Origin of the sequence: Schaalia sp. (assembly GCF_050312375.1) — a bacterium.
GTDB classification, from domain to species: Bacteria; Actinomycetota; Actinomycetes; order Actinomycetales; family Actinomycetaceae; genus Pauljensenia; species Pauljensenia hyovaginalis.
Genome location: NZ_JBNOYB010000056.1, coordinates 1 through 16,628, shown reverse-complemented (window position 1 = coordinate 16,628; position 16,628 = coordinate 1). Strand labels below are relative to the sequence as shown.

Sequence of the window (16,628 nt, the reverse complement as noted above, 5' to 3'; positions counted from 1 at the left end):
GTGCTCTCGTGAGAGGGGTGTCGAGATGAAATGTAGTAGGTCTGCTACATATCGTCAAGCAATTGCAGTCGCGGCTGCACTCATGGCAATGCCCGGAGGGATCCCGCTGCTTGCTTCACGCGGGTTTCAGGACGAATCGCGTCGAAAAAGAGGCGTAAAGCAAGCACTCGGAGCCGAATCCGCTACGGGAGCGTCCAGTTCACGGGCGTCGCCCCCTGCTCCTCAAGCAGGGCGTTCGCCCGCGAGAAGGGGCGGGACCCGAAGAAGCCGTAGCGCGCGGACATCGGCGAGGGGTGGGGGGACTTCACGACGGGCACCCCCGTCAGGCGCGGTTCGAGGGTCTGGGCGTCCTTGCCCCACAGGATCGCGACGAGGGGCTTGCGCGCGCCGGATTCGTCGACGCGCGCGACGAGCGCGTCGATCGCGCACTCGGTGACCTCCTCCCATCCGCGTCGGCGGTGGGAGCCGGGCTGTCCCGGGCGGACCGTGAGGACCCTGTTGAGCAGGCAGACACCCTCGCGCGACCAGGCCGAAAGGTCGCCGGATGTTGGGCGGGCGATGCCGAGGTCGGACTCGAGCTCGGCGAAGATGTTCTGAAGGGAGCGGGGAATCGCCACGCCCGGTGCGACCGAGAAGCTCAGACCCATCGCATGCCCGGGCGTCGGGTAGGGGTCTTGGCCGACGATGAGGATCTTCACCTCGTCGAAGGGGTAGGTGAAGGCGCGCAGGACGTCCGTGCCGGCGGGCAGGTAAGCATGGCCCGCGGCGATCTCCTCGCGGAGCATCGAGCCGAGCTCGTGGATGCGAGGCTCGACGGGGGCGAGGGCGCGCGCCCATCCCGGATCGACGAGTTCGGACAGGGGCTTCGGCTCGATACGGCTCACGCCGACAGGGTAATGGAAACGGGGGTTTCGGCGCGCGGTCCGGATGGTGGAATCCCGCAGGGGACTTCCATGTGCGCAATGCGGGGAGGTGCAGGAAAACCCGGTACGTGCCGATCGTCCGGGCACTTCCATGTGCGCAATGCGGGGCGGTCGTCCTCGCTGCGCATTCCGCTCGAGCTCTTCAGGCCTCCCGCGCCCGCAAGAGCGGGCCGTGCGCTCGCCCGGGTTCGTGGCGCGCCATGCGCGTGCGAGCCGCGCGGTGCGATCGGCCGCTAGTCTGGCAGGGTGAGTTCTAAGTATCCGAGGGACGAGTTCGACATCGCAGGCGAGGACATGCCGGTCGGTATGCACCGGCCCCAGGCGTCGCGGTGGAAGAACGTCTGGCCTTTCCTCGTCATTCTCGTCATTGTCCCCCTTCTCGCGTGGGGCGCCTCGACTCTCCTGATGAACAGGCAGAGCGGGACCGTCGTGTCGACTCCGCAGTCGGCTCCGGCCGCCCGATCGGCGCAGTCGGCTCAATCGTCTCAATCGGCGCGTTCCGAGCAGACCGCGCAATCGGAGCAATCGGCCCGGTCGGTCGAAGAACCGGAGCCCGCTCCTGAGGCGGCGGAGCCCGAGGGGCAGGTCGATTTCTCCGCGTCGATCGCGGTCCTGAACGGAACCGGTACCGCCGGACTCGCCGCCGAACGCGCGGGCGTCCTCAACGGCGCCGGCTTCGCGCAGACCTCCGCGGCGAATGCGGATGGTTGGACGACTGCGGTGTCGACGGTCTTCTACGAGGATCCGGCTTTCGCGGCCACCGCGAAGGAGGTCGCCAAAGCGCTGGGCATCGCCAACGTCGAGCAGGCCTCCGGCATCGGGGGGACGAACATCGCCGTCGTGCTCAAGTGAGTGCGCTGTTCCGGGGCGTCTCGGATCGGCGATGGTGCTGAGCGAGTCATCCAGGATGACGCGGATCTGCGGGGTCGATCGGGTTGCCGATCGGCCCCGCAGGCGCATCGGGGCGCGCCCTCTTCCCCTCCCGCGTCGAAAGGGGCCTTCCCCGGCGAAAGGCTCCTTCCCGCGGTGAAGGGCCCTTCAGCGGAGGGCTCTGAATGCGGTTCCGCTCCGCTCAGCGCGGAAGAGGCGCCTTCGTCTTGCACTCGAAGGGGGTGAGTGCCAGACTTGGCGTTGGCACTCGCTCAGGCAGAGTGACAAGACCATCGGGTCGGTGAGAAGGTCCGGTGCGCGGCACAGGGTCGCGTTCTGGGACTTCGTCCGTCGCGGGCACCGTCCCCGATCCGCATCGCGGAAGGATAAAGACAGCAATGACCAAGATCATCCACTTCGATGAGGACGCCCGCCGCGGCATGGAGCGCGGCCTCGATCTCCTCGCCGACACCGTGAAGGTCACCCTCGGCCCCAAGGGCCGCAATGTCGTCCTCGACAAGAAGTGGGGCGCCCCGACGATCACCAAGGACGGCGTGTCCGTCGCCAAGGAGATCGATCTGGAGGATCCCTTCGAGCGCATCGGCGCCGAGCTCGTCAAGGAGGTCGCGAAGAAGACCGACGACGTCGCGGGCGACGGCACCACCACCGCCACCGTCCTCGCTCAGGCCCTCGTCCACGAGGGTCTGCGCAACGTCGCCGCCGGCTCGAACCCGATCGCCCTCAAGCGCGGCATCGACCAGGCCGTCGCCGCGATCGTCGCCCAGCTGCACGTCGACGCGAAGCCGGTCGAGACCACCGAGCAGATCGCCGCGACCGCTTCGATCTCCGCGAACGACCCGGAGATCGGCAGGCTCATCGCCGAGGCCTTCGAGAAGGTCGGCGCCGAGGGCGTCGTCACCGTCGAGGAGACCAACTCCTTCGACACCACCCTCGAGACCACCGAGGGCATGCGCTTCGACAAGGGCTTCCTCTCCGCCTACTTCGTGACCGACGCCGAGCGCCAGGAAGCGGTCCTCGAGGACGCCTACGTCCTCCTCATGGACTCGAAGATCTCGAACGTCAAGGACTTCGTCCCGGTGCTCGAGCTCGTCATGCAGACCGGCAAGCCGCTGCTCATCGTCGCCGAGGACATCGAGGGCGAAGCCCTCGCGACCCTCGTCGTCAACAAGATCCGCGGCGCCTTCAAGTCCGTCGCCGTCAAGGCCCCGGGCTTCGGCGATCGCCGCAAGGCGATGCTGCAGGACATGGCCATCCTCACCGGCGGCCAGGTCATCTCCGAGACCGTCGGCCTCACCCTCGAGAACGCCGACCTCACCCTCCTGGGCCGCGCCCGCAAGGTCGTCGTCTCCAAGGATGAGACCACCATCGTCGAGGGCGCCGGCGAAGCCGAGATGATCGAGGCCCGCGTCCGCCAGATCCGCCAGGAGATCGAGAACACCGACTCCGATTACGACCGTGAGAAGCTCCAGGAGCGCCTCGCGAAGCTCGCGGGCGGCGTCGCCGTCATCAAGTCCGGCGCGGCCACCGAGGTCGAGCTCAAGGAGCGCAAGCACCGCATCGAGGACGCCGTCCGCAACGCGCGCGCCGCGTCCGAGGAGGGCCTCGTCGCCGGTGGCGGCGTTGCGCTCATCCAGGCCGCCGATCGCGCCCTCGGCTCGCTCGACTCGCTCTCGGGCGATGAGGCGACCGGCGTGAACATCGTCCGCGTCGCGGTTTCGGCCCCGCTCAAGCAGATCGCCGAAAACGCCGGCCTCGAGGGCGGCGTCGTCGCGGCCCGCGTCGCCGATATGGAGCCGGGTCACGGCCTCAACGCCGCGACCGGCGAGTACGGCGATCTCATGGCCGAGGGCATCTCCGATCCGGTGAAGGTCACCCGTTCCGCCCTGCAGAACGCGGCCTCCATCGCGGGCATGTTCCTCACCACCGAGGCGGTCGTCGCCGACAAGCCCGAACCGCCGGCAGCGACCGGCGGCGAGGACGGCGGCATGGGCGGCATGTACTGATCCATCCCGTCGCTTCGGACCTGAGTGTCTCGAACCAAGCGCAAGGGGGCCGGTCCTTTCGAGGACCGGCCCCTCCCTTGTCCCGCCTTCGAGGGCGCGAGTCGGCTTCAGCCCGCGAAGAGCGCCGCCGAGCGGGCCTCGGCCTCGGCGTACACGGCGGCCGCGGCGTTCATCTGGGTGCCGATCGCGTCGAGCGCGGCCTCTACGCGGATCTGGGTCGCGCCCCACTGATCGACGCAGGTGCGGAAGTTCGAAGACGCGGCTCCGGTCCATGAGCCCTCGAGCGCGATGAGGTCGCTCATGAGCGCCTGCACCTGGGAGCGGATGTCCGCGCTGATCGCGTTGACGCGCGCGGCTGCGGCTGAGACTTCGTTGGAGTCGACGGCGTAGATCGCCATGGGGATGTCCTTCCTCGCACGGACCGGGGGATCCGGCCCGCCTGGCAGATTAGGGGGAAGGCTCCGAAGGCGCGCCGGGAGGGCCAGGCGGCTGTGGATGATCCGGATGCGGGCGGCCCTGTGGAAGTCCAGCGGGGATCCCGCGGCGTCCTCGCGTGATCGGGAGCGCGTCCCGGAAGTGCCCCCTGGGCCCTACTGGGCGGGCGTCGAGGGGAGGTCGAGCGCCTCGATGGCGTTCTCGAGGGAGGAGGCCGAGTCTTCGAGGCCGCCGGCGTCAGTCGCCTGCTCGGGTTCGGGCGGGGCGATCACGGGCAGGACGCCGGTCGACGAGAACTCGTCGGGGCGGGCGTCCTGGCAGAGGTTCTTCTTGAGCTGGCGCCGTTTGATGATGATCGTGCCGGTGGAGGTGACCTCCTCCGCCGTTTCGCCCGCATCGGCGGGGGCGTCGGCGTCATCGCCGACGGAGGCCCCACATGCGCACAGCGCCGATTCGATCTTCGCCAGTTCGGCCTCGAGGTTCGAACGCGCCGCCGATTCCCAGGCCTCGCCGAGAGGCGATTGATAGATGGGGTCGAAGGCGAGCAGGCGCTTGATGACGGCGCCGCGCGCCCGGAAGTACTCGACGTCGCTGAGCTCGGCGAGTTCGGCGCGGAGGTTCTCGCGGAGCTTCTTGTACTCCTGAGGGGGCACGGCGAGGCAGGCGAGGTCGGCGTCGACGAGGACCTGCGCGTCGACGTCGGCGCGGGGCGCACGGTGGCGGGCGAGGAAGAGGAGGAGCTCCACGACGCGATCGATGACGTCAGTGGAGACACCGAGCCGTCCGAGGTTGGAGCGGGCGGTGTCGATGCATTCGGATTCGCCGGCGACGGGGTCGGCGTTGCGGGGGCGCACGGAGAGCCAGCGGTTGAGGATGGCGCCGTGGTACCAGGCCGCGACCCGCAGGACATCCGGGTCGTGCGCCGTGGCGGCGAGTTCGTCGAGGTGGGCGAGGATGTTGATGAGGTGGCGGACCGTGTGGAGGCGCCGGTCCGAAGCGGACCAGCGCGCGACGAGATCACGGGCTTCGAGGTCGAGCTCGGCCCGGGACGCGGTCGCCCCGATTTCCTCCATCGCATCGGCGAAGGAGGTGTACAGCCACTGAGGCGCGTCAGCACCCATAACGACTCACTCCTGGATAGGGAATACGGCGTGAATCGTAGCCACTTGCCGGGCAAGTAGCACTTCCGGTGGTGCGTGTCACTCGTTCGCTGGCGCCTTCTCGCCAGGATCCGCCAGGGCCGAGGGCGATGCGGGTCGGCCCGCCCCTGGGGAGGGGATCGCCGTGGAGGCGGGCTCGGGGGCGCCTTGGGCGTCGAGGGGCAGCTCGATGCGCACGGTGAGCCCGCCGCCCTTGGTCTTGGTGAGCTTCGCCTCGCCCTTGTGCGCGGACAGGATCGAGGAGACGATCGCGAGTCCGAGGCCGGAGCCGCCGTGGGAGCGGGCCCGGGAGCTGTCGGATCGGTAGAAGCGCTCGAAGACCTTGGAACGGTCGTCCTCGGCGATGCCGGGGCCGTGGTCCCGGAATTCGACGACGGCCGAAGAGCCCGTCCTTCCGAGGGCGATCTCGACGGGGGAGCCCTCGGGCGTGTATCTCACGATGTTGCCGATGATGTTGGTGTAGACCTGCTGGATCCGGTCGCGGTCCGCGGTGACGATGAGCGTCATGGGCGGTTTGTGGGCGCCGGGCCCGAGTCCGCGCAGGCCGACGGAGCGCGTGGGGTCGAGGGCCTGGAGGTCGAAGGCCGCGTTGTCGGCGAGCTTGACGAGGTCGAGTTCGGTGAACTCGAGGGGGCGGCCCTCATCGAGGCGCGCGAGCGTGAGGAGGTCTTCGACGAGGGCGGCCATCCGGGTGGACTCGGATTGGATGCGTCCCATGACTTCGGGAACGCGGTCTTCGGGGACTCCTCCCATGGAGTAGAGCTCGCAGTAGCCGGAGATCGCGGCGAGCGGGGTGCGGAGTTCGTGGGAGGCGTCGGAGACGAATCGCCGGATCTTGCGCTCCGAGGTTTGGCGGGCTTGGAAGGACTGCTCAACCTGGGTGAGCATCGCGTTGAGGGAGAGGGCGAGGGAGCCGACTTCAGTGGTGGGCGGCTGGGGCGCGACGCGTTGGGTGAGGTCCCCCGCCGCGATCTTGCCCGCCGTGGATTCGATGGCGCGCAGGGGCAGGAGCGAGCGCCTCACGAGCGTCGAGCCGAGGTAGGCGCCGAGGACGACGATGACCATGCCCGCGATGCTGAAGTAGGCGGCGGTGGTGCGCAGGGTGCGCTGGACATCGGTGAGGGGCAGGGCGATGGTGACGACTCCGAGGATCGCGCCGTCCTCGTTGGAGTAGACGGGGAAGGCGGCGGCGCGCCAGTTGGAGCCGTGCTTGCTCGAGGAGACGGTGATGGGGTGGGTCATGCCGTCCTCGGTGTCGGGTTCTTGCCCGATGGCGAGGAGCCGGGGGATCCTCGGCGTGCCGGATTGTTCGAGGGTGGCCCGGTAGTAGTAGACGGTGTCGGGGCGCCCGGTGAAGGAGCCGCGGATGTAGTAGAGGGTGGGCAGAGCCGATTCCCCGTCGCGGAAGACGCCTTCGCCGCTGGACAGGACGGAGGAGGCTGCGGACCTGAGCTGCTCATCGACTTGGGAGACGAGGTGGCGTTGAAGGAGTCCGAGCATGACCGTGCCGGACATGACCAGGCCGAGGGCGAGGAGGACCGTGATGAGCGTGACGAGCTGGCCGGACAGGGGGCGCTTCTCCCAGAAGCTCTTGAAGTATCCGAGCGGGCCCGGTGACACGGATCAGTCCTCTGCGCGGAGGATGTAGCCGACTCCGCGCTTGGTGTGGATGAGTTCTCCGCAGGCCCCTTCGACGGCGAGCTTGCGCCGCAGGTAGGAGATGTAGGACTCGACGATCGCGACTTCTCCGTCCCAGTCGTACTCCCAGACATGGTCGAGGATCTGCATCTTGGAGACGACGCGGCCCTCGTTGATGACGAGGTAGCGCAGGAGTTTGAATTCGGTGGGACTGAGGTCGATGCCGATGCCGGCGCGAGTGACTTCGTGCGCGTCCTCGTCGATGACGAGGTCGGCGACGCGGAGCTTGCCGTCGTCCTCATCCGTTCCGATGGTGCGGCGCAGGATCGCGCGGATCCTGGCGACGACTTCTTCGAGGCCGAAGGGCTTGGTCACGTAGTCGTCCCCTCCGACCGTGAGCCCCTGGATCTTGTCGCGCATGTCGTCGCGGGCGGTGAGGAAGAGGACGGGGATCTGGACGCCGGCTTCGCGCAGACGTCGGGTGACGGTGAAGCCGTCCATGTCGGGGAGCATGACGTCGAGGACGATGAGGTCGGGGGCCTCGTCGGTCGCCTTGCGGTAGGCGGTTTGACCGTCTTCGGCGGTGAGGACGTCGAAGCCCGCGAAGCGGAGCGAGGATGCGAGGAGGTCGCGGATGTTCGGTTCATCGTCGACGACGAGAAGACGGGCTTCCCCTTCGGTGTCATGGCGTGGCATGGGTCGATTCTCGAGGATGAATCTGGATGTTTCCTGGATGCCGAGTGGGAATATGAGGGCGGATCGGAGGAATCGGACTGTGGAACAATGAGGAGTCCCGGACATCGACCCAGGAAGGCTCTTCGATGACTGATGCACGATTCGTCTCCGAGCAGACGCCGCCCGCAGGCCCCTCGGACCCGATGGCGCCCTCGGACGTGGAGTTCCTCCCGGTCTCGACGAGCCTCATCCGCGTCCGGGTCATCTCGGCGCTCATCGCCTTCGCGCCCTTCCTCATCGGCGCCCTCGTCCTCGCCCTCAAGGCGTCCGAGTGGTTCTGGATCGCGGTCGGCGTCCTCGCCGTTCTCGCCCTGTGGACCCTGTGGCTCATCCCGCGCCAGGTGAAGGCGATGGGGTACGCCCTCGCCGAGGACGAGTTCCTCATCCGCAAGGGCATCATGTTCCGCAGCCTCACGCTCATCCCCTTCGGGCGGATCCAGTACGTCGAGGTCTCCGAGGGGCCGATCGCCCGGGCCTTCGGAATCGCCGAGATCAAGCTCCACACGGCGTCGGCCGAGACCAGCGGCACCCTCAACGGCGTGCCGAGCCTCGAGGCGGCCCGCCTGCGCGACATGCTCTCGGAGCGCGGCACGGCAGAGCTGGCGGGCCTGTGATGGCTCGGAACCAGGACCGGACAGCGGCGCCGAGGGTGCGCGCCGCCGAGGGCGGCGTGCCCGATGACCAGTGGCGGCGCCTGCATCCGATCTCGCCGGTGATCAACGCCTGGAAGGCGCTCGCGGTGCTCGCGGCGATCATCTTCTACCAGAACATCGACATCGTCGTGGACGTCGCGGAGTCCGACTTCGCCCGGGATCTCGGGATCATCGTCGTCGTCCTCCTGGCCTTCGGGGCTCTCGTCCTCTTCCTCGTGGCGGCCGTCGTCTATTCCTGGCTCGCGTGGAGGGCGGCCCGATTCGCGGTCGTCGGATCCGGTGTCTACTACCGCTCGGGGATCCTCATGCGCACCCTCAAGCATGCGCGACTCGACCGGATCCAGGCGGTCGACGTGTCGCATCCGCTGCTCGGGCGCATCTTCGGCTTGGGGCGGCTCAATATCGAGGTCGCAGGCGGGGCCGATTCGAACCTCTCCTTCGGATACTTGAAGACCGCCGAGCTCGAGGCGCTGCGCGCCGAGATCCTCGCGCGCGCAGCGGGCGTCGTGCCGGCCGCTTCCGCTTCGACGGGCCATGAGGCCCGCTCGAACCCCGATTCCGGGGGCTCGGAGTCATCGGAGGGTCCGCTCGGCCACTCCGATGAATCCTCCGCCCCCGCGCCGTCGGCCCTCTCGCCCGCCCCCGCTCCGGTCGCCCCCGAACGGGTCCTCTACACGGTTCCGATAGCGAGACTCATCGGTTCCCTCGTCCTCAATATGGGAATGGTCATCGGCATCGTCTTCGCACTCGCCGGGGCGGTCGGACTCGGCGTCGCGCTCTACATGCTGGGCCCGGCCGGGCTGACGGCCCTCGCGCCCGCGGCGCTCGGAGCCCTGGCCGGCATTTCCGTCCTGTGGTCGCGCTTCGCGGGGGAGTTCAACTTCACGGCGGCGGTGTCGCCCGACGGGATCCGCACCCGAGCGGGTCTGCTCGAGACCCGCTCGCAGACCGTGCCGCCGCGTCGCGTGCACGCGGTGCGCGTCGTGCAGCCCTGGCTGTGGCGCCGCATGGGCTGGTACCGGGTGACGATCACCCAGGCGGGCTATGCGGGGACTTCGGATTCGTCGGGCTCGCGCTCGTCGAGCGCGGAGGTCCTCCTGCCGGTCGGGACGCGCCAGGACGCCGAGCTCGCGCTCTGGCTCGTCATCCGCGATCTCGGCGTCGACGATCCGGTGTCTTTCATCGAGGCCGCTCTTCGCGGTGAAGGCGCGGATCAGGGCTTCATCCCGATTCCGGCCAGCGCAGGGATCTTCGACCCCTTGGCCCGTCGTCGCCGGGCCTTCGCCCTGACCGGCACGAGCCTGGTGATCCGCGACGGCTGGCTCACGCACTCGACCTCGGTGATCCCCGTTGAGCGCCTGCAATCGGCCTCGGTCACTCAGGGCCCGTGGGAGCGCAGGCGGGGTCTTGTGGACGTCCACGCTGAGATCGTCCCGGGATCCACTCCGGCGGTCGTGCGCCACGCCGACGGCGTTGCGGCGGCTGAGCTGGTCGGCGAGCTGCGCGAACGCGCGCGGGTCCGTCGCGCGAGCGAGCCGCCGGAGAAGTGGATGACAAGGGTCGTGGCGGCTCTCGACGCCCGTGAGGGGGCCCGGGAGTGAAGGACCCGAAGGGGCGCCTCGGCATCGGCGTCATCGGCATGGGGACGGCCGGTCCGATCATCGGCTCGGCTCTGCGCGCGGCCGGTCATCAGATCGTCGGCGTGGCGGCCGAGAGCGCCGAGACGATCGAACGCGCTGACATCCTCTTGCCGGGCGTCCCGGTCCTCTCCGTCGAAGAAGTGGTCGAGCGCTCCGAACTCGTCGTCCTCGCCGTTCCCGACGCCGAGATCGCGGGCCTCGTGTCGGGTCTGGCCGATCTCGGCGCTTGGCGGATGGGGCAGATCCTCGTCCATCTCGCCGCCCCTTACGGGACCGGCGTTCTCGCGCCGGCCCGGGCTGCGGGGGTGATCCCCCTCGCGATCCATCCGGTTCTGCGCTTGACCGGATGGAGCGTCGATCTCCAGCGTTTCGCGGGCGCGCCCTTCCTCGTCACGGCGCCCGCGCCCTTCCTCCCGATCGCCCAGGCCCTCGTCGTCGAGATGGGCGGAGAACCGGTGGTCGTGGGCGAGGAGGCGCGAGCGGCCGTCCACGCCTCGCTCACCCTCGGCGTCGCGGGCGTCGTCTCCTCGGTCGTCGAATGCTTGGGCGCCCTTGAATCCTCGGGGGTTCAGGGCGGGCCGGATCTCGTCTCGCGCATCCTCCCCGATGCGGCGACGTGGGCCGTCGACGAGGGCGAAGGCGCTCTGGGCGCTCCTTTCGCCCCGGCGGATTCGGCCTGCGTGCGCGAGCACGCCCTCGCCCTCGGCGATCGGGGCGCCAGGGCGCATGCCGCTTACGTGTCGCGCGCCCGCGAGGCGATCGAACTGCTGGTCGAGCGCGGGCGGATCGGCGAGCGCGAGGCCGATGCGATGCGCACGGCCCTGCTGGAAAGCGGGGACTGAGCCCCTCCGCCGCCCCTCCCCCTCTTTTCCCGCCGAGGTCATCACCTTTCGTCGGCGAGGGGATGCGGAAGTGGCCGAGGGAACTCTCTCCGGAGTGGGATTGCGCGGCGAAGGGCAGCACAATGGGGGTATGACGCAAAGACCCGTCCTCACCCGCACCAGAGACGAACTCGCCCGCGCCCTCGCCGCCCTGCACGGCCGTCGTGCGCTCGTCATGACGATGGGCGCCCTTCACGCCGGGCACCTCGAGCTCGTCAAGCGCGCGAAGGAGGCGGGCGACCACGTCGTCGTCACGATCTTCGTCAATCCGACCCAGTTCGCCCCCGGCGAGGACTTCAACGCCTATCCGCGTACCCTCGAGGCGGATATGGACGCGCTGGCCACGGTCGGCGCCGACCTCGTCTGGGCGCCCGCGCCCGAGGACGCCTATCCGGAGCCGATCGACGTGTCGATCGATCCGGGTCCGATCGCCAAGGTCCTCGAAGGCGCGTCCCGTCCGACCCACTTCGCCGGCGTCGCGCTCATCTGCACGAAAGTCATGGGCCTGGTGCGCCCGGATGTGGCCTTCTTCGGCGAGAAGGACGCCCAGCAGCTCGCGGTGCTCCGTCACGTGTTCGCCCAGCTCGACGTGCCCGTCAAGGTCGAGGGCGTGCCGATCGTCCGCGACGAGGACGGTGTCGCGCTCTCGAGCCGCAATCGTTACCTCTCCGAGGAGGAGCGGATCCGGGCGCGCTCTCTTTCGGCCGGCCTGCGCGCCGGGGCCGAGGCTGGAGCGAAGGGGGCCTCGGCCGACGAGGCCGTGGCGGCGGTCGTCGAGGTGCTCGAGGACGCCGGCGGCATCGACATCGATTACGTGGCGCTGGTGGACGAGGGGACTTTCACGGTTCTCGCCGCGACTGCGGGCGTCGCCCTCGGCGCCGAGGAGGAACGTGCCCGAGTGACGGGCGCGGCCGGTGGCGGGCGCTCGGCGAGGCTGCTCGTCGCCGCGCGGGTGGGGACGACGCGCCTCATCGACAACACGGCCCTGGTCCTGAAGGAGCGCGCCGGTGAGTGAGGTCATGCGCCCGATGATCCAGGGCAAGATCCACCGCGCGAAAGTGACCGGCGCCGACCTGCATTACGTCGGTTCGGTCACGATCGATGAGGACCTCCTCGACGCCGCTGACATCGTTCCCGGCCAGCAGGTCGATATCGCCGACATCGACAACGGCAATCGCCTGACGACGTACACGATCGCCGGGCGGAGGGGATCGGGGGTCGTGCAGTTGAACGGGGCCGCCGCGCACCTCGTGAGCGTCGGGGATCTCGTCATCATCATGGCCTACTGCCAGGTGCCCGAGTCGAGGGTCCGCGGCTGGAAGCCCGCGGTCGCCTTCGTCGATGAGGAGAACCGCCTGGTCGAGGCGGGCGACGATGCGGGGGCCGTGCCCGAGGAGTCGGCCCGCGCGAAGGAGCTCGGTCTGAAGTCCTCCGGCGTGAGGGGCTGACGCGCTGCCGCGGTGGACTGAGTCGCCTCCGAACGCGTCTTCGGGAGCAGGTGCTCCGTGATAAGAACGCGAAGGCGCCGGGCCGCACCTTCATCCAGTGTTATGCCTGTTCAGTTGCCTTTTCCTCATTCGGATTGAGGATGCCATGTTTCACTGCGATAAGAAGGCGCGGGACTGACCCGCGTTCCGGCTAAGCCCATCCGGGAATGTATCGGCGCTCTTCTTCGACGTCTTTCCCGCAAGATGAACGCACTCCTGTGGGAGGCGGGAGCTGCCGCTCGGTCTTGCCTTCAGTGAAGCTGCCGCAGATGCCCGTGCCCTCTGGGAGCATGGTTTCCGAGGGAAGGAGCGATGATGCTTGGCTACAGAACGACGTTTGAGATCGACCTTGATCGATCGGTAGGAATCTCCCGAGAGGATGCGGTTCGCGTTCTTCTCGGAGACGCATTCAATTGGATCCGTCATAAGAAGGGCGTCAGGGAGATTGACGCGCTTGAGCCTTGGAAGGAATCGCCTCTGTCCAACGGGGGGAGCGCGATTTTCGGAACGGGGACGACTCCTGCGGGTGACGAGTACGGGAAGTTCGTCTACTTCGATCCGCCACAGAAGAGCGGCCAGTGGGTAACGACTTTTCTGGTCGGGCTCTCGCCGAAGAATCCGCATCGAGCGAGCGTCTCCGTGGAACTCGACGTTCCCGAGAACTTAGAGACTCCGGGTAAGCCGTGTTTCGCGAATCGTCCTTACTTGGTTAAGAACGTTCTCGACAGCTACACCTGTTATGACATGAGTGTTGAGATCTCCGACGATCCGATCCGAGTCCAAGACGAGGCCCGGCTTGAGAGCTTCCTCGATGCCCTTGAAGATCCGCGACGACGCGGGCTCATCATCGCATGCGGGACGGACGACACGGTCGATGAATCTGCTTGGTGGGGGATATTCGACGACATCACCTCGGAATGTTCGGGGCAGGCTTCGGTATTCCTCCTCGATACTGCGATGACCTCGAGATACAACGAGAGTGCTCGCGTGTCTCGACGGCATCAGCTGCGTCCCTACTCGATTCGTACCTTCAAACCGGGGGCCCGCCTCGATGAGCCGGATGATGGGATCCGCCATCGTTTCCTCGCCCCGCGGACTCTGCTCACAATGAGAAGGAAGGACCTCACCGATCTCTACGGGCGCCTGTGCCGTGCGCATGGGCTCTCCCTTCCGCAAGACCGCTATATTCGCCGACTCGATGCCTTCGCATCGGCGGAGCTGGATCACGCGACGTTCCGGTCCCATCATCCGTTCAAAACCGAACATGTGGCGGACACGATCCCGACGGAGTCGGCGGTCCGTCCGGATCTGCGAATGAATGCTCCTCAGGGGTCTAACGGGACACCGCTCAGCGCGCCGGTCGCTATCTTCACGTCTGAAGAGAAGGGCTCGCCGACGAGCCTGCCGGCGTCCGTCGGAGGTCTCGAGCGTGAGAATGCTCAGCTCCGCGCGGAGAACGAAAGTGCCTCGATGCGTGTCGCGGAGCTTCTCGGACGGCTTGATGAACTCCGTCGGGGTCTCGTGGAGCAGGAGGCGAAGTTCGATGTGCTGCTCGAAGCGCGCCTCGCCGAACAGGGCAGACGGGATCTCGAAAGATTCCAGAATCAACTCGATGCCCTCGACGATGAGAGGAGGAAACTCGAGAAGGAAAGAGAAACGGCGTACGAAGAAGTTGAATTCAAGAACCTCGAACTTGAAGAAGCTTCCGCACTGCGACGAACGCTGGAGTATCGCCTGGAATGCGCGCGCAAGATCCTGCGGGAGCACCGTCTCGACGAATCCTCGACGCACGGGGAAGCGGTTGATCCGTACAAGGACATCGAAATCAACACATGGGAGGAGCTGCGCTTCTTCGGTGAGGTCTTTGAGAACCTGACTCTTCCGCTGGAGTGGAAACCGACTTTCGAGCTGGAGTCCCAGCCGGAATCGAACGCCTGGCTGAGCACGACGCTTGAGATTCTCAAGACGCTCGATGACTATGCCGCTTTCAAGAAGACAGAGGAGGGCAAGGCTTTCAATGGTGATCTCAGGCAGTATCTGAGCAATAGCGCTTCAGCAGGGCGTCACACTTTCCCGCCTGCGCGTTATCGAGCCAACGAATCGCAGACGACGAAAGGGAAATGGGGAGCCGAACGCAGGTTCCCGGTGCCGAGCTTCGTCGAGAAGTCAGGCAACATCCTCATGCACAAGCATGTCGAGATTCAGACTCGCGGCCCGATCAGCCCCCGGCTCTACTTTGAGGACCGTACTGCGGATCTGGGAAAGATCGTCGTGGGCTACATCGGGCCGCATTTGACGAATACGAAGACGTGCTGAAGGGAAGTGCCGATTCAAGGGTGGACTGAGCGTTCCGTGCTGACCGTGAGGGCTTCATCCGTTCCGCATCGGCGATGTGCGAAGACTTCCGCGCATTCGGATGAATGATGACGAAGCCGGATTCCGGGTGCTCCTGAAGCGCGACGATCACCACGCCTGCGCTGAAACGACTGGGTGTCGTGTGCCGCTACGATGGTGGCGTGACTGACGTGAACACGAATGCTGAGCCCCTGGAAACGGACGAGGTCCCCGAGCAGGTGCGGGTCCGCAAGGATAAGCGCGAGCGCCTCCTCGATGACGGGGGCGAGGCCTATCCGGTCGTCCTCGCGATCACTTCGAGCATCGCCGAGGTGCGTGAGAAGTACTCGCACCTCGAGACGGGTGAGGAGACGAGCGACGAGGTCGGGATCGCCGGCCGCGTCATGCTGGCGCGCAATGGCGGCAAGCTGTGCTTCGCGACGCTCCAGGACGGTGCGGGCAACCGCATCCAGGTGATGCTGTCCGCGGCGGAGGTCGGCGCCGAGTCGCTCGCCCAGTACAAGGCGGATGTCGACCTCGGCGATCATCTTTTCGTTCACGGGCGCGTGATCTCCTCGCGCCGCGGTGAGCTGTCGATCATGGCGTGCCCGGGCGTCGCGCCCGCCGGCCTCTTCACCCCCGGTATCGCCGAGGGCGAGGCCGTGCCCGCCTGGCGGATCGCGGCGAAGTCGCTGCGGCCCCTGCCCAAGACCTACACGGCCGAGGACGGCACCGAGATGTCCCTGTCGGAGGACATGCGGGTGCGCCGTCGCTACCTCGACATGATCGTGAGGCCCGCGGCGCGCGACATGGTGCGGATGCGCGCGAATGTCGTGAAGTCGCTGCGCAGCTACTTCGATGAGGCGGGCTTCATCGAGATCGAGACGCCGATGCTGCAGAACCTTCACGGCGGTGCTGCTGCCAGGCCCTTCTCGACGCACATGAACGCCTACGACACCGAGCTCTACCTGCGGATCGCGCCCGAGCTCTTCCTCAAGCGCGCAGTCGTCGGCGGCGTCGACAGGGTCTTCGAGATCAACCGGAACTTCCGCAATGAGGGGGCGGACTCGTCGCACAGCCCCGAGTTCACGATGCTCGAGGCCTACGAGGCCTACGGCTCCTACGACACGATGGCCCGCCGGACGCGCGAGTTCATCCAGAAGGCCGCGCGTGAAGCGCTGGGCACGGAGGTCGTCACCCTGGCCGATGGCTCCGTCTACGACCTGTCGGGGTCGTGGAAGGAGATCTCGATGTTCGAGGCGACCGCAGAGGCGCTCGGACGCGAGTTCACCGTGGACACGCCGCTCGACGAGCTCGTGAAGATCGCCGAGGAGCTCGGCGAGGACGTCGCCGATCACTGGGGGCCGGGCAAGGTCGCCGAGGTGATCTTCGAGGCCGCCGTCGGCGACAAGCTGTGGGAGCCGACCTTCGTGCGCGACTATCCGGAGGACTCGTCGCCGCTGACTCGCGGGCACCGCACGAAGAAGGGCCTGGTCGAGAAGTGGGATCTGTACGTCCGCGGTTTCGAGCTGGCGACGGCGTATTCCGAACTCGTCGATCCGGTGATCCAGCGCGAGCGCTTCGAGGCCCAGGCGCTGGCGGCTGCGAACGGCGACCCGGAGGCGATGGTCCTCGATGAGGACTTCCTCATGGCGATGGAGTACGGCATGCCCCCGGCCGGAGGCATGGGCATGGGGCTGGACCGTTTGCTCATGGCCCTGACCGGTCAGGGCATTCGAGAGACGATCACCTTCCCCCTCGTGAAGAAGCTCTGAGGGTCTGAGCTGAGGGTCTGATTCGATCCTCTGTTGACTCGGTCGGGGTGGGGCTCCGGGCGCGCGGCGAGCC

Annotated in this window: 14 protein-coding genes; 9 read left to right on the top strand and 5 right to left on the bottom strand. The window is 67.4% G+C overall.

The genetic code is table 11. The features are described 5' to 3' along the window. Window positions 1–182 precede the first annotated feature (182 nt). Complete coding sequence (locus ACQY7V_RS04595) at window positions 183–884, bottom strand: uracil-DNA glycosylase (RefSeq protein WP_303772977.1); 702 nt, start codon at window positions 882–884, stop codon at window positions 183–185. A 444-nt stretch (window positions 885–1,328) separates the two neighbouring features. Here ACQY7V_RS04595 and ACQY7V_RS04590 point away from each other — a divergent pair, with 444 nt between their 5' ends. Both ACQY7V_RS04590 and groL read left to right on the top strand, forming a co-directional pair. After that, entirely contained in the window at window positions 1,329–1,775 is a 447-nt protein-coding gene (locus ACQY7V_RS04590; RefSeq protein WP_320772458.1) for a LytR C-terminal domain-containing protein, read from the top strand. Window positions 1,776–2,191: 416 nt separating this feature from the next. Continuing rightward, complete coding sequence (gene groL, locus ACQY7V_RS04585; RefSeq protein ID WP_303772978.1) at window positions 2,192–3,817, top strand: chaperonin GroEL; 1,626 nt, start codon at window positions 2,192–2,194, stop codon at window positions 3,815–3,817. Between the two features lie 107 nt (window positions 3,818–3,924). Here groL and ACQY7V_RS04580 read toward each other — a convergent pair whose 3' ends face one another. The 4 genes from ACQY7V_RS04580 to ACQY7V_RS04565 form a co-directional block, all read right to left on the bottom strand. Next, window positions 3,925–4,215, bottom strand: coding sequence for a WXG100 family type VII secretion target (locus ACQY7V_RS04580; protein ID WP_154476096.1), 291 nt, complete (start codon window positions 4,213–4,215; stop codon window positions 3,925–3,927). 192 nt (window positions 4,216–4,407) lie between these two features. Beyond that, entirely contained in the window at window positions 4,408–5,373 is a 966-nt protein-coding gene (locus ACQY7V_RS04575) for an HD domain-containing protein (protein WP_428639112.1), read from the bottom strand. Between the two features lie 78 nt (window positions 5,374–5,451). Continuing rightward, window positions 5,452–7,032, bottom strand: a complete 1,581-nt coding sequence (locus ACQY7V_RS04570) for a sensor histidine kinase (RefSeq protein ID WP_428639109.1) — start codon at window positions 7,030–7,032, stop codon at window positions 5,452–5,454. Between the two features lie 3 nt (window positions 7,033–7,035). Next, a complete protein-coding gene (locus ACQY7V_RS04565; protein WP_154476100.1) occupies window positions 7,036–7,746 on the bottom strand; it encodes a response regulator transcription factor in 711 nt (236 codons plus the stop codon). A 125-nt stretch (window positions 7,747–7,871) separates the two neighbouring features. Between ACQY7V_RS04565 and ACQY7V_RS04560 the strand changes: the two genes are divergently transcribed. The 7 genes from ACQY7V_RS04560 to ACQY7V_RS04530 all read left to right on the top strand — a co-directional run bounded on the left by ACQY7V_RS04560 (window position 7,872) and on the right by ACQY7V_RS04530 (window position 16,555). After that, entirely contained in the window at window positions 7,872–8,399 is a 528-nt protein-coding gene (locus ACQY7V_RS04560) for a PH domain-containing protein (protein ID WP_321082578.1), read from the top strand. Then, on the top strand, window positions 8,399–10,039 hold the full coding sequence (locus ACQY7V_RS04555; RefSeq protein WP_428639106.1) for a PH domain-containing protein: 1,641 nt from the start codon (window positions 8,399–8,401) through the stop codon (window positions 10,037–10,039). The genes ACQY7V_RS04560 and ACQY7V_RS04555 overlap by 1 nt, the downstream gene beginning before the upstream one ends. Further along, window positions 10,036–10,920, top strand: a complete 885-nt coding sequence (locus ACQY7V_RS04550; protein WP_428639104.1) for a DUF2520 domain-containing protein — start codon at window positions 10,036–10,038, stop codon at window positions 10,918–10,920. The genes ACQY7V_RS04555 and ACQY7V_RS04550 overlap by 4 nt, the downstream gene beginning before the upstream one ends. Before the next feature lie 130 nt (window positions 10,921–11,050). After that, a complete protein-coding gene (panC, locus tag ACQY7V_RS04545; RefSeq protein ID WP_428639102.1) occupies window positions 11,051–11,974 on the top strand; it encodes a pantoate--beta-alanine ligase in 924 nt (307 codons plus the stop codon). Window positions 11,975–11,978: 4 nt separating this feature from the next. Further along, the gene (gene panD, locus ACQY7V_RS04540) at window positions 11,979–12,407 is read left to right on the top strand and encodes an aspartate 1-decarboxylase (protein WP_184454647.1); all 429 of its coding nucleotides are present in this window, start codon (window positions 11,979–11,981) and stop codon (window positions 12,405–12,407) included. A 351-nt stretch (window positions 12,408–12,758) separates the two neighbouring features. Then, complete coding sequence (locus ACQY7V_RS04535; RefSeq protein WP_277298991.1) at window positions 12,759–14,762, top strand: hypothetical protein; 2,004 nt, start codon at window positions 12,759–12,761, stop codon at window positions 14,760–14,762. A gap of 200 nt (window positions 14,763–14,962) precedes the next feature. Continuing rightward, window positions 14,963–16,555 carry a lysine--tRNA ligase gene (locus ACQY7V_RS04530; protein WP_428639099.1) on the top strand — a complete coding sequence of 531 codons (1,593 nt, stop codon included), beginning with the start codon at window positions 14,963–14,965 and terminating at the stop codon, window positions 16,553–16,555. The last annotated feature ends 73 nt before the right edge of the window (window positions 16,556–16,628 follow it).

What these genes read in the sequence shown, in the direction of transcription:
- ACQY7V_RS04565 (WP_154476100.1), bottom strand. Translation starts at nt 7,746, where the DNA reads ATGCCACGCCATGACACCGAAGGGGAAGCCCGTCTTCTCGTCGTCGAC.
- groL (WP_303772978.1), top strand. Translation starts at nt 2,192, where the DNA reads ATGACCAAGATCATCCACTTCGATGAGGACGCCCGCCGCGGCATGGAG.
- ACQY7V_RS04560 (WP_321082578.1), top strand. Translation starts at nt 7,872, where the DNA reads ATGACTGATGCACGATTCGTCTCCGAGCAGACGCCGCCCGCAGGCCCC.
- ACQY7V_RS04555 (WP_428639106.1), top strand. Translation starts at nt 8,399, where the DNA reads ATGGCTCGGAACCAGGACCGGACAGCGGCGCCGAGGGTGCGCGCCGCC.
- ACQY7V_RS04575 (WP_428639112.1), bottom strand. Translation starts at nt 5,373, where the DNA reads ATGGGTGCTGACGCGCCTCAGTGGCTGTACACCTCCTTCGCCGATGCG.
- panC (WP_428639102.1), top strand. Translation starts at nt 11,051, where the DNA reads ATGACGCAAAGACCCGTCCTCACCCGCACCAGAGACGAACTCGCCCGC.
- ACQY7V_RS04535 (WP_277298991.1), top strand. Translation starts at nt 12,759, where the DNA reads ATGATGCTTGGCTACAGAACGACGTTTGAGATCGACCTTGATCGATCG.
- ACQY7V_RS04580 (WP_154476096.1), bottom strand. Translation starts at nt 4,215, where the DNA reads ATGGCGATCTACGCCGTCGACTCCAACGAAGTCTCAGCCGCAGCCGCG.
- ACQY7V_RS04590 (WP_320772458.1), top strand. Translation starts at nt 1,329, where the DNA reads ATGAACAGGCAGAGCGGGACCGTCGTGTCGACTCCGCAGTCGGCTCCG.
- panD (WP_184454647.1), top strand. Translation starts at nt 11,979, where the DNA reads ATGCGCCCGATGATCCAGGGCAAGATCCACCGCGCGAAAGTGACCGGC.